This window comes from Pseudoflavonifractor sp. AF19-9AC, assembly GCF_003478995.1.
Lineage (GTDB): Bacteria > Bacillota > Clostridia > Oscillospirales > Oscillospiraceae > Lawsonibacter.
The window spans coordinates 169742-182100 of record NZ_QUGI01000001.1 but is presented as its reverse complement, the minus strand read 5'-3'; the positions used below and the strand labels follow the sequence as shown (position 1 = coordinate 182100).

Here is a 12359-nt window from a genome sequence, read left to right as displayed (position 1 = left end):
CGGTCCCCGACAACGGCACCCCCCCCGCCGGTCCAGTCCGTGAGGGGGGCGGCATCGGCGGGATGCGCCGCCGCATGGCCCGGCTGGGCGGCAGCATGGAGCTCTACACTTCCCCCCGGTTCCGCATTGAACTATCTGTTCCAATGGAGGCTGAGCGAACATGACCAAAGTGCTGATCGTGGAGGACCACGCATCCATGCGGGAATCACTGGCGGCGGCACTGACTGCGTCAGGGGATTTCTCCGTGGTGGGAGAGGTGCCAAACGCCGACTACGCCCTGGATTTCTGCCGCCACCTGCACCCCGATCTGGTTCTGATGGACGTCTGTACCGAGGGGGGCGCCTCCGGGCTGAAGGCGGTGGAGGACATCCGCAAGGCCGGCGAGGGGATCAAAATCATCGTTATGACCGCCTTTGATGAGATCACCTACATCCCCAGGGCCAAGGCCGCCGGGGCCAACGGCTTTATCTACAAAAGCCGGAGCCTGAACGATTTCCTGGAGGTGGCCCGGGCAGTGATGGCGGGAGACAGCCGCTTCCCGGAGCCCAAGACCATCCCCCTGCCCCAGGGGGAGGCCCCCCTCACCGACCGTGAGATGGAGGTGCTCCGACTGATGTGCAAGCACATGACCACAAAAGAGATCGCCCGGGAGCTGTTCATCAGCGAGAACACCGTGAAATATCACAAGATGAACATGCTGGGCAAGACCGGCTTTTCCAAGGCGGTGGATCTGGCCTTTTACATGATTTCCAACGGCTGGATCAACCCCCTGTATTAAGAGAATATGCTCCTGCAATCCACCGGCCCCGCGCCGGTGGATTTTTTCTTTGGTGCAAAAGACTACCCGCTGCGGGTAGGGCGCCGGGCGCAAAAGAGCGCTACAATAAATCAAGATATCTGATATGCAGGGAGGTGGGGACGCTGAAAACCGTAGTGCTCATCATGCGCCGGGCGTCGCTGGCCCAGGGCCTGATGGCCAAGGCACGGGACGACCCCGGCCTCCAGCTGTGCTACGAGCCGGACTATGCCAACGCAGATGTGGCCATCCGCTCCCACCTGGCCACCGGGGCGCTGCTGGAGGTGGCCGAGGACGGCGCCCAGGACATCGGCTATTGTCTGGCCCTGTGCGCATGGCTACGGGAGGTCACGCCCCACTGCCGCCTCATGCTCATGTGCCCGGAGGGGCAGACGGAGGCGGTCCACCGGGCCATCGAGGCCAAGCGGAAGGGGGAGATCGATGATTTTGTATTTTATGATGTGTCCCTGGATTATCTGGCCGCCAGCCTGCAGTCTCTTTAGCGGCGGACAGAAATCCTTTGGAAATGGGGGCACCCCCATTTCCACGCCTATGAAATAGGCGTGGGTCCCCTTTTCTGACACAGCCTGAAACACGGTTCGTGGACGGAAACAACGATACTTTGGAAAAGGAGGAGAAAAGACATGAGAAAACGGATCACCAGTCTGCTGCTGACCCTGGCCATGATATTCTCACTGGTGCCCGCTCTGGGCGTGACGGCCAGCGCCGCCGAGGCTCCCGAGATCACCAGCGGCGGAACGTATGGCCTGCATCTATGATGGAAAGACCATCGTCATTGATATGGAGGAAGTGATCGTGACCTTTGAGAAACAGTAAGCTTTCACAAAAATTTCGGTATATACAGCAAGCGGAGCGGTAAATACCGCTCCGCTTTTTTGCTTTTTATCCAAAAACTACCCGCTGCGGGTAGGGTGCAAACCAACAAAGCCAAGTAAAATAAAACCATAGCAGAGAAGTCTCTAACCGCCCCGAAGGTGCGTTTGAGTCTGTGCCTGCATATCAAACGCACCAGGGAGTAGGTCCGGTATCTCTGACCCAGCCCCCATACAGACGAGTATCTCGCAAGCGGGTGGATGTTCCTGACACCTCAACCAAATAAAAACAGAGAGGAGATTATGCACTATGGGACTAATTAAAGCTGCATTTGGAGCCGCCGGCGGTGTGATGGCCGACCAGTGGAAGGAGTTTTTCTACTGCGAAGCCCTCCCCGCGGATGTGCTGGCCGTCAAGGGAAAAAAGAAGGTCACGGGCCGCTCCAGCAACACCAAGGGGGATGAAAATATCATCACCAATGGCTCTGTCATCGCGGTGGCAAACGGCCAGTGCATGCTCATCGTGGAGCAGGGCCAAATTGTGGATATGTGTGCCGAGCCGGGCGAGTACACCTACGACACTTCCACAGAACCCAGCCTCTTTACCGGCGATCTGGGAGAATCCATCAAGAGCGTGTTCCAGAACATCGGCAAGCGCTTCACCTTCGGCGGCGAGGCCCCCAAGGATCAGCGGATCTACTACTTCAACACCAAGGAGCTCACCGGCAACAAGTACGGCACCCCCAGCCCTGTCCCCTTCCGGGTGGTGGACCAGCGGGCGGCTATCGATATGGACATCGGCATCCGCTGCTTCGGCGAGTACAGTGTCCGCCTGACAAACCCCATGCTGTTTTACAAAAACGTCTGCGGCAACGTCACCGAGGACTTCAAGACCGAGCAGATCGCCGGGCAGATGAAAACGGAACTCCTGACCGCTCTCCAGCCCGCCTTTGCCAAAATTTCGGACATGGGGATCCGCTACTCCTCCCTCCCCGGACACACACTGGAGCTGGCAGAAGCTCTCAACGAGCAGCTCTCCTCCCGCTGGCGTGACCTGCGCGGCATCGAGATCGTCTCCTTCGGCGTCTCCAGCGTCAAGGCCAACGAGGAAGACGAGCAGATGATCAAGGAAATGCAGCGCAATGCGGCCTTTATGGATCCCAGCCGGGCGGCGGCCCATCTGGTGGGCGCCCAGGCCAGCGCCATGCAGTCTGCGGCAAGTAATCCCAATGCCGGTCCCGCCATGGCCTTTATGGGCATGGGAATGGCCGGACAGATGGGAGGCATGAACGCCCAGAACCTCTATCAGATGGGTGCCCAGCAGCAGGCACAACCCGCTCCCCCTCCTCCCCCGGCGCCCGCCCCCGCACCTCCCGCCCCCAGCGGCTGGGTCTGCTCCTGCGGGGCCACCGCCACCGGAAAATTCTGTCCCGAGTGCGGCAAGCCCAAGCCTGCCGCAGACGGCTGGACCTGCTCCTGCGGCACGGTAAACAAGGGTAAGTTCTGCGCCGAGTGCGGCAAACCCAAGCCCGCAGGTGTTCCCCAGTATAAGTGTGACAAGTGCGGCTGGGAGCCTGACGACCCCGCCCATCCCCCTAAGTTCTGCCCCGAGTGCGGCGACCCCTTTGATGACGGCGACGTACAGGGATGAAACAAGGCCAAAAAGCCGCAATGCTTTGCACCGCAGCCCTGGCCCTGATCCTGCTGCTGACAGGAGCCCTCTACCTCAAGCAGCGAGAGGGCAATTCACTGCTGGGTACGGAACCTGCCGCACCGCCCGGCGTATTAACCGGTGTCATGTACAGCGTTTTCGGCGGTATGACAGTCCGAAACGACTTCTTTATCTGGCTTTCCCCAGATGCCATCGTGGAGACCTTCTATTACCCGGAGGAGCCTCCAAAAGGCGTGGGCTGGCATGATCCATTCGAAAAAGAGAATGTCCCCATCTCTGCCGAGCAGTGGGCCGATGTGGAGCAGGTCGTCTTGGAGATTTACCCGCTGATGAAGCCGAAGCCGGAGCCAAGGATAGACCTGTGGAGCAGCCTGGGACGCTGGTTGGGCGGCGCGAAGGACGAAAGCAGCTCCTCCAGCATTACTCTCATCTGGGACACGGAAGAGGGTGAGCAGAGGATAAAGTACTCCTCTCCTAACGATAAACGCATTTCGACTCTGGTAGCTCTGCTGAAAGAGCTGGCCGACCCCATCGGGCGGGAGATCCCTCCGTTATAACGTATCGCATGGGACCATCCATAACATGTAAATCCATTTATAAAAACATAAAACAGGAGGTATTACAAATGAAAGGTCAGAAGCTTTTGAAGGTGACATCCATCCTCATGATCATCGGCGGCGTGATTGCTGTAATCGCAGGTGTGCTGGCCATTCTCGGCATCAGTGCTCTGGCGGCGCTTTCGGGAAGCACGGAGGGCTTCGGACTGCTCTATGTCAGTTCCGGCCTTGTAACGGTAGCCTCTATTATTCAGTTCATTGCGGGCATTAAGGGCATCGGCGCCTGCAGCGATCCCCAGAAGGCGGCTTCCTGCATCAAATGGGGCATTGTCATCGCGGTCTTAGCAATCATCTCTATCATCATCGGTATCGTTGGCGGAGGAAAATTCAGCATTACCAGCCTGGTTCTCAATCTGCTGCTGCCGGGGCTGTATATCTATGGCGCCATGCAGATGAAGAACGCCATTGGCGTTTAATCAGATTTAGAAAGGAACGAGGGATATGGGACTGTTTGGAAAGTTATTTGAAAAGAAGGAGTGTTCCGTCTGCGGCGGCGAGATCGGACTGCTTGGCAACCGCAAGCTGGAGGACGGAAACCTCTGCAAAAGCTGCGCCGCTAAGCTCTCTCCCTGGTTCAGCGACCGCCGCCAAAGCACAGTGGCAGAGATTCAGGAGCAGCTGGCCTATCGGGAGGCAAATCAGGCGAAAGTTTCCGCATTCCGTACCACCCGGACCCTGGGCGAGCGCACCAAAGTGCTGCTGGACGAAGACGCCGGCCTGTTTATGGTCACCTCCGCCAGAAATTGGGAGGAGGCCAATCCGGATGTGCTGTCTTTCTCTGATGTGACCGGCTGCAAGCTGGATATCGACGAGAGCAAGACGGAAATCGAATACGAGGATAAGGACGGGGAGCGGAAGAGCTTCAACCCCAGGCGGTATGCCTATTCCTATAATTTCTACATCGTCATCAATGTGAACAACCCCTATTTCAACGAGATCCGTTTCCAGTTGAACAGCAGCGCTGTGGACAACGACGAGGAAACGCTGCTGGATGGACCGGACGCCATGCGCAGGCCCCGCGGTGGGATGCGCGGAGGTTTCGGCGGTATGCGGGGCGGCTCTCTCACCTCCAACGCAGAGGAAGTGCGCGCCAGTGTAGAGTACCGGCAATATGAGGAGATGGGCATGGAGATCCGGGATGCGCTGCTCCAGGTCCGACAGCAGGCGCGGGAGGAGGCGGCCGCAGCCGCAGCTCCCAAAGCGGCGGTGACCTGCCCGTTCTGCGGCGCAACCACCACACCGGACTCCAGAGGCTGCTGTGAATTCTGCGGCGGATCTGTCAATGGATGAGGATACCGCGGAAAAACAAAAGTCCGTGGAAATGAAAGGGGTTACATATGAAAAGCTACGAGATTTTAGGCGGGAATCTGCCTGTTGTCGTATGTGAATTGTCTGCCGGCGAATCCATGATCACTGAGAGCGGAAGCATGAGCTGGATGAGCCCGAACATCAAGATGGAGACCACTTCCGGCGGCGGAATGAAGAAGATGCTGGGGCGCCTGGTGTCGGGGGATTCTCTTTTCCAGAACCGATTCACCGCGGAAGGCGGAAATGGTACCATTGCCTTTGCCTCCAGCTTCCCCGGGGCCATCAAAGCGCTGAACATCAGCGCAGGTCACTCCATGATCGTGCAGAAAAGTGCGTTCCTTGCCTCGGAAGATGGTGTGGAGCTGTCCATGCACTTCCAGAAAAAGCTGGGGTCAGGCTTCTTTGGCGGAGAAGGCTTTATCATGCAGAAGCTGAGCGGCCATGGAACCGCATTTATCGAAATCGACGGACATGCGGCAGAATATGAATTGGCCGCTGGGCAGGAGATGCTGGTCAGCACGGGCTATCTGGCGGCAATGGAAGAGAGCTGTTCCATGGACGTTGTGATGGTCAAGGGCGCGAAGAACATGTTCCTGGGCGGAGAGGGTATTTTTAATACCGTTGTCCGCGGCCCCGGAAAGGTGATCCTGCAGACCATGCCCATCAGCAAGGTGGCTGAACTGCTTACACCGTTTTTCAGCAACAAAAAGTAAGCAATATCGGAGAGGAGAATAGCAATGAAACACAAGTTCAGGATATCATGTTTCCTTCTTGCGGCCCTGATGCTGTTCAGCCTCGCAGCCTGCGGCAAGGATAGTCCAGAGCCAAGCTCGGCGTCGAAAGAAACCGAGCAGACAAAGCCTCCTGTGGAATCAGGAAGCGAAACGACGATCCATGCCAACCTTTGGGATCTTACTTACAATGAGGCGGACGGCTGGGTCTACGAAGAAGATGACTTTTATGATCATGACGACTATTCCAGCATCAGCATGACGCTTCCCGAGGAAGGCGCTGATAGGAACCTCGTCATAGCCGATATCTATGTTTCCATTGAAGATCCGGGAGACTTCCGCGACTATCTCACCAGCTACGGCTTCGACGAGTACGAATACGCGGTCAATCAGGCCTATGACTTTACTCCCGTCGGCGGCATTGACTGTCTCGAAGCCGAAGGTAATTATTGGGGCTCTCCCTGCCTGCGGTATCTCAGCCGTGTGGAGGGTGCCAACGCGACCGTTTTGATTGAAATCATCGGCGAGTATGAGGATGAGCGTGTAGATCAGCTGCTCTCCGGGCTGACGATCAACCTGGAGGATATCGGGAATGAAGACGGCCCCTGGTACTGGGAAGGCGAGCCCTTCTCCGCCCAGCCTCACAGCGCCATGATAGGCACCTACACGCTGAACAGTGAGTGGCTCCCCATCAAGGACTGCATGATAACGAAGGAAACCTTCAACCATGCCGCCGCTGTGATTGGGGATCAGGTGTACCTCCTGGTGGACGGTGCGCTGAAGCGCTACGATTACGACGGTACATCCCTGACCTTTGCAGAGGATATTGCGCTGGATGCGGAATATACGAATATTTCTGCCGATACCAATGGGATCATCTGGCTTGCGGAGTTCATGGAGCCGCTGATCAGCTGGAAAGACGGCGCAAAGACAGCGTCCTATGAGGGCCCGGATTATGTGACCATGCATCCGTCCGGAACCTGGGGCATCAGCTGGTTCTCCAGCTCGGAGTGCGAGAAGATTACCCTCTCCGGCGGTGCGGTAAAAACGGAGACCATCGTGTTCAAAGAGGTTGATTTGATCAGCCACCTGCTGATTGATGAGAACCATATCTATGTCACCGGGTCTGCCGCGGATGAAAGCGGCCACAAGGTCTTTGTCTATGATACCAACGGTGTGCTGCAGCTGACGCTGGCAGATTCCGACGGCAGCAGCCTGGGAAGCGTCACCTTTGTCGCAGAGACGGCCAACGGCTATCTCGCCCTGGATGGAAATATGCGCGAGGTGGTGCTCTGGGCCAAGGACGGCACCTATATCGGCGAGGCGGAAGACAGCGATCTGTTCGGTACCAGTTACCCCTGGTTCTGCGGCGGCGCGAAGCTGGCCGACGGTAGTATCCTGGCCATTATGACCGAAGACCGGGCGGACGAGTCCGCAATGGAACTGGTGGCATTCAAGATCAGCGGCTTCTAACATAAGGAGGATTGAACATGAAACGCACAAAACTGCTCTGCTTGTTCCTTGCAGTTCTCATGCTGCTCAGCCTGACAGCCTGCGGCAAAGGGGGAAAAGAAGAACCCGAAGATCCTAACCTGCTCACCGTAGGAGAGTTTGAGCTGCGCTATAAGGGCGCAAGTATCATGACGGATTATGAGGGAAACGACGCCCTGGTTTTGACCCTGGACTTCACCAACAACAGCAAGGAGACCACCGACTATTTTTGGGCCATTTACGAAACAGCCATGCACAACGACACGGAGCTGGATATGGCCATAGTCTATCTCAACGAGGAAACCTTGGAGTCCGTGGATGACAGCCAGTATCAGAATGTGGATCCCGGCGCCACAGTGGAGATCCAAACCGCCTTTGAGCTGGACGATACCACCGGCGAGGTCGAGGTGATTTTTGAGGAGATGACCGGCAGCAAAAATGACTCCATCACCATTGACCTGTCCACCGTCAGCCGGGAATCTGCGGGCAGCGGCGCTTCCAACCTTACCGGCGGCAACAAGGGCGATGGATCCGGCGGAGCCGCTGTCTCCGGCGGCGGGCAGCCGCGTGAGTGGTGGAACGGCGACTGGTACGGCTGGTGGGTGATGACCGGCTGCTGGGGCTATTACGAAGATATGGAAGGCGACTGGTGGGACATCTGCGGTACCATTGACATCGGTGAGGACGGTATGGGCACCGTTACCCTCTGGGACGAGGACTACACGAAGTCCGAGCCTATGGTATCCGCCTCGGTCAGCCTGGACGAAGCCGGAACCAGCGAGTTTGGCACCATGATGTCCGAGGGCGGATGGTTCACGGACATTGCCCTGGAGCACGCAGACTGGATCGTTGACCCGGGCCTTGTGGATTACCCGGACATGATCCACATCAGCGGCTACTATGAAAGCGGCGATGATGCGTATTCCTATGATATCTACCTGCGCCCGTGGGGAACCTACTGGGATGATGTGATCGAGGAAGATCTGCCTTACTACTATTACGACTGGTATCTTCCTTTGATGGAATCGGGCGAGTCCATGCCGGACTACATCGGATAACAGCCGGAATGGGGATCGCTCCCGCCCCATTTTTGGGGCGGGGCGATCCCCATTTGCGTAACGGTATGGATTGATGAAGCTTGAAAGGAGCGGCTATGAGAAGAACACCAAAACAAGTGAGCGCATTTCTTCTGACGCTGGTTCTGATGCTGTCTCTCTGTGCCTGTGGGCAAAAGCCGCAAACGGGAACATATGGGCCGAACATAAGCGCCGGCGGAGAAACGAACCCCAATACGACCGACAAGAAAACACCGGAAGTGCTGCGTCCGGGTGGCGGTGGACCCGATGTCGGATCGGTACAGACCGAGTTTTCCCAGGAAGCGGCACAATCACTTGCTTGGCTGCGGGACAGAATGGATTTCCCCCAGACTATGTTCGGTGTGGCCTTGCTGGGCTATACCGGAGAGACTTCCGATGGAGACTGGCTGGCGGAAGCAGATCAGTCGATGCTTCAGAAATATCCCTTTATTTCCGAAATTGATGCGGAGCATACCATCGGAAACGACGACTATCTGTATTGTCTCGTACCGATTGATGAAAATGCGACAGTTTCCGTCAATCTCATGCGGTTGGATCCGAAATCAGGCAACGAAGAGATCATCGAGGTTCTCTATCGTTCGGAATCCGGGGACCCGGTGCTGATCTTTACAGCCGGCGGGGACGATGCATACGCATACCGGTCCTACATCGAGGTCCAGATCGTCGACAACGCAGGCAACCACTGCGTATGGGATCCGCAGCTCTATACGTCAACGGGGCACATCGTGCCCTGTTTCTCGGAAAATGGGGATTATCTTTCCTTTGACTTTTCGGAATACGGTTGGCGGGGTACGCCTTCGGAACTTGCACCGTGGCTGGCAGACGGCTGGAGTGGGATCTACGCCCCTGGACTTGAGGGCTGCTGGACGGTGCAGGCGGCAGCATGGGATACAAACCAAACCGCAAATTACTACCTATGGTTCTTCCCCGAGGATGAGACGGGCGGAAGCGTCAATCTGGATTGGCAGTACGAAGGTTCGGATCTCTTTGAAGAGATGTGGAGCGGCACCTGGGAGATCACATCCGTCATGGACGGACCCAGCTATGTGACCCTCAGCCTGTCCCTGGTGGGCGGAGAAAACTATGGCGTCTCAGACGACCCGTACGATATTTCGGATACGTATCCCCTTGTGGTCAGTCCCAGCGGCGAGGAGATGGTATTGGGTGCGGGAGAGAACGGTGCCCACCTGCCGTTTATGCCCAAGTATGATGCGCAGCTGCGTATCCTGACACTGGACAGCTGGCTCACCGAAAGCCCGGACTGGTGATTCTCTGCGGATTCCGGGCTGTTTCGGTATGGAAAGGAGGCATTTACATGCCAACACAGGTAACCAATTATCAGTGCCCATCTTGTACCGGCCCACTCCATTTTGTGGGTGCGTCCGGCAGGCTGGAGTGCGAATACTGCGGCGCCAGTTACGATGTAGCAGAGATCGAGGCGCTTTATGCAGAGAAGGAAGAAAATGCGGCGGCAGCCCAGCAGGCAGCGGAGGAGGCCGGACGGAATGCTCCGTCCCCGGACGGGGACGAGTGGGATACCTCTTCTCTTTCTGAGGACTGGGGTACGGAGGGCGACGGTATGCGGGCCTACAGCTGCCCCAGCTGCGGCGCGGAGCTGATCTGCGACGAAAATACGGCGGCCACCTCCTGCCCCTACTGCGGCAACCCCACCGTGGTGCCGGGACAGTTTTCCGGGCAGCTGCGGCCGGATTTCATCATCCCCTTCAAACTGAGCAAGGAGGATGCCGTCAAAGCCCTCAAAGCCCACTATAAAGGGAAAATTTTCTTACCCAAAAGATTTACCCAGGAGAACCATGTGCAGGAGATCCAGGGGATCTACGTTCCCTTCTGGATGTTCGACGGTGAGGCGGAAGGCGATGCCCGTTATGAAGCTACCCGCTCCCATACATACCGCTCGGGGGACTATAAGATCACGGAGACGGAGCACTATGACGTCTATCGGGCTGGATCCATCTCCTTTGAGAAAATACCGGTGGACGCCTCCAGCAAGATGCCGGACGATCACATGGACTCCATCGAGCCCTACGACTATCAGGAGCTGAAGCCCTTCTCCACGGCCTATCTCCCCGGTTTTCTGGCTGATAAGTTCGACGTGACGGTAGAGCAATGCCGGCAGAGGGCTGATCAGCGATGCGCGGGGACCTTGTCCTCGGCGCTGCGCGGCACGGTAACCGGTTATCATACCTGCACGCTGATCCATAACAGCGTCAATCTGAAGCGTGGCAAAGTGCATTACGCCCTGATGCCCGTGTGGATGCTGAACAGCAAATGGAGGGGGAAGGACTTTCTCTTTGCCATGAACGGACAAACCGGCAAACTGGTGGGCGACCTCCCGGTCAGCTGGGGCAGATTCTGGGGCCTGTTTGCTGCCATAGTCGCCCCTCTGTCGGTGTTGGGCTCGTTGCTGGCGGTCTTCGTGGTACTGTGAGAAAGAAGGTGGAGCAGATATGAAGAAAACGTGTTCCATTTTTGCACTGATTCTCCTGCTGGCGCTATCCCTCTGTACGCCCGCTCTGGCTGCATCAGAATATGGCGTGATCTATGATGAAACCGAAGAACTGGGTTCGGCTGTGCTGACCATGCAGGGCGAAGAAACCCTCCCGGAACTTTCAGAAAAATTGGGAATCGACCTGCGTGTAGATGTACTGACCCAGGTGAGCTATGACAGCATCACTGATACCGCCGCGGGGATCTATGCCAGATACAATTACGGCTATGGTGAGGAACGGGAAGGCGCTACGTTGACCATCCTGATGGAGCCGCAGGACACGGGCACCTACGCCATGCCTGCCGACGGCTGGTGCGTTTACGCCAACCTGAGCGGAGACCGGGGCAGCAGCCAGGCCCTGGCCGAGGCAATCCGCACTGCGGTGGAACCCTCCATGGCGGAGCGGGCCTGGAACGGCGAGGACATCACCATGAGCGCTGTGGCGCTGACCCAGGCGGTGTATGACATGGCGCAGGCGGCGGAGGATTATATCCTCACGAACTGCTCGCCGGACAGTTCTGTCCCGGAAACACCTGAGACGCCGACAGTGCCGGAGGCACCGGAAACGTCCGAGCCCAGCAGCGTCAGCATGCAGTATGTGTTTGATATCAGCGACCTCCTTACCTATGAGGAGTGGGAGGAACTGGAGACCCGTGCCGCAGACATTTCCAACCGCCAGCATTGCGGCGTCTATTTTGCCCTGGTGGACGACTTCACGGATTATGGAGACGGCAGCGTATACGAGGTCACCTATCAGCTCTATCACGGCAGTGAGCTTGGCTTCGGAAAAGACCGGGATGGCATCATCGTGCTCCTGAGCATGGAGGAGCGGAACTATGCCACGTTCGTCTACGGCGAGTATGCCGAATATGCCTTCGACGATTTCGGTCAGGAAAAGCTGGAGGAACAATTCCTGGGCGACTTTGGGGACAACGACTGGTACGGAGGTATCTCCCACTATCTGGACGCCTGTGACGAATTTCTGACCAAGGCCGATGCGGGCGACCCGGTGCGCCTTTCCTACTGGGAGTACTTTTGGGAGTACTTTCCTGCAGTTGCGGTTCTTGCCTGCCTGCCGACAGGGGCTATCTGTATGTGGCTCATGCGCGGTATGAAGTCGGTCCGTCAAAAGAAGGAGGCCAATGCGTACCTTACTGAAGGGGGGCTACACCTCACACAGCAGTACGACCAATATACCCATACCACCGAGACACGCACCAAAATTGAAACATCAAGCTCAAGCGGCGGCAGTACCCGCAGCGAAAGCGGCGGCGGGGGCAGCGGCCGCAGCGGAAAATTCTGAGA

13 protein-coding genes are annotated in these 12359 nt (G+C 57.1%); all 13 read left to right on the top strand.

Translation table 11 applies throughout. The features are described 5' to 3' along the window. Window positions 1-160 precede the first annotated feature (160 nt). Window positions 161-778 (top strand): response regulator transcription factor, encoded by a 618-nt coding sequence (locus DWX58_RS00870; RefSeq protein WP_118640959.1) that lies wholly within the window; start codon window positions 161-163, stop codon window positions 776-778. Window positions 779-912: 134 nt separating this feature from the next. Then, window positions 913-1299: a hypothetical protein gene (locus DWX58_RS00865; protein WP_147382210.1), complete on the top strand. Its 387-nt coding sequence runs from the start codon at window positions 913-915 to the stop codon at window positions 1297-1299. Window positions 1300-1440: 141 nt separating this feature from the next. Beyond that, entirely contained in the window at window positions 1441-1575 is a 135-nt protein-coding gene (locus DWX58_RS15815) for a hypothetical protein (RefSeq protein WP_279229844.1), read from the top strand. Between the two features lie 364 nt (window positions 1576-1939). Next, window positions 1940-3280, top strand: coding sequence for an SPFH domain-containing protein (locus tag DWX58_RS00860; protein WP_118640955.1), 1341 nt, complete (start codon window positions 1940-1942; stop codon window positions 3278-3280). Between the two features lie 20 nt (window positions 3281-3300). After that, complete coding sequence (locus tag DWX58_RS00855) at window positions 3301-3858, top strand: hypothetical protein (RefSeq protein WP_147382209.1); 558 nt, start codon at window positions 3301-3303, stop codon at window positions 3856-3858. Between the two features lie 68 nt (window positions 3859-3926). Next, window positions 3927-4334 carry a hypothetical protein gene (locus DWX58_RS00850; protein ID WP_118640951.1) on the top strand — a complete coding sequence of 136 codons (408 nt, stop codon included), beginning with the start codon at window positions 3927-3929 and terminating at the stop codon, window positions 4332-4334. A gap of 25 nt (window positions 4335-4359) precedes the next feature. Beyond that, window positions 4360-5208, top strand: a complete 849-nt coding sequence (locus DWX58_RS00845) for a DUF4428 domain-containing protein (protein ID WP_118640949.1) — start codon at window positions 4360-4362, stop codon at window positions 5206-5208. Between the two features lie 47 nt (window positions 5209-5255). Next, window positions 5256-5939: a TIGR00266 family protein gene (locus DWX58_RS00840; protein ID WP_118640947.1), complete on the top strand. Its 684-nt coding sequence runs from the start codon at window positions 5256-5258 to the stop codon at window positions 5937-5939. Window positions 5940-6092: 153 nt separating this feature from the next. Further along, entirely contained in the window at window positions 6093-7430 is a 1338-nt protein-coding gene (locus DWX58_RS00835) for a hypothetical protein (protein WP_118640945.1), read from the top strand. 17 nt (window positions 7431-7447) lie between these two features. Then, the gene (locus DWX58_RS00830; RefSeq protein ID WP_118640943.1) at window positions 7448-8506 is read left to right on the top strand and encodes a DUF5067 domain-containing protein; all 1059 of its coding nucleotides are present in this window, start codon (window positions 7448-7450) and stop codon (window positions 8504-8506) included. Window positions 8507-8601: 95 nt separating this feature from the next. Then, window positions 8602-9813, top strand: coding sequence for a hypothetical protein (locus tag DWX58_RS00825; protein WP_147382208.1), 1212 nt, complete (start codon window positions 8602-8604; stop codon window positions 9811-9813). A 47-nt stretch (window positions 9814-9860) separates the two neighbouring features. Next, window positions 9861-10994, top strand: coding sequence for a hypothetical protein (locus tag DWX58_RS00820; protein WP_118640939.1), 1134 nt, complete (start codon window positions 9861-9863; stop codon window positions 10992-10994). 19 nt (window positions 10995-11013) lie between these two features. Then, window positions 11014-12357, top strand: a complete 1344-nt coding sequence (locus DWX58_RS00815; protein ID WP_118640937.1) for a TPM domain-containing protein — start codon at window positions 11014-11016, stop codon at window positions 12355-12357. The last annotated feature ends 2 nt before the right edge of the window (window positions 12358-12359 follow it).

Coding starts and splice junctions, on each gene's coding strand:
- DWX58_RS00870 (WP_118640959.1), top strand. CDS start 161: ATGACCAAAGTGCTGATCGTGGAGGACCACGCATCCATGCGGGAATCA.
- DWX58_RS15815 (WP_279229844.1), top strand. CDS start 1,441: ATGAGAAAACGGATCACCAGTCTGCTGCTGACCCTGGCCATGATATTC.
- DWX58_RS00860 (WP_118640955.1), top strand. CDS start 1,940: ATGGGACTAATTAAAGCTGCATTTGGAGCCGCCGGCGGTGTGATGGCC.
- DWX58_RS00855 (WP_147382209.1), top strand. CDS start 3,301: ATGCTTTGCACCGCAGCCCTGGCCCTGATCCTGCTGCTGACAGGAGCC.
- DWX58_RS00850 (WP_118640951.1), top strand. CDS start 3,927: ATGAAAGGTCAGAAGCTTTTGAAGGTGACATCCATCCTCATGATCATC.
- DWX58_RS00845 (WP_118640949.1), top strand. CDS start 4,360: ATGGGACTGTTTGGAAAGTTATTTGAAAAGAAGGAGTGTTCCGTCTGC.
- DWX58_RS00840 (WP_118640947.1), top strand. CDS start 5,256: ATGAAAAGCTACGAGATTTTAGGCGGGAATCTGCCTGTTGTCGTATGT.
- DWX58_RS00830 (WP_118640943.1), top strand. CDS start 7,448: ATGAAACGCACAAAACTGCTCTGCTTGTTCCTTGCAGTTCTCATGCTG.
- DWX58_RS00825 (WP_147382208.1), top strand. CDS start 8,602: ATGAGAAGAACACCAAAACAAGTGAGCGCATTTCTTCTGACGCTGGTT.
- DWX58_RS00820 (WP_118640939.1), top strand. CDS start 9,861: ATGCCAACACAGGTAACCAATTATCAGTGCCCATCTTGTACCGGCCCA.
- DWX58_RS00815 (WP_118640937.1), top strand. CDS start 11,014: ATGAAGAAAACGTGTTCCATTTTTGCACTGATTCTCCTGCTGGCGCTA.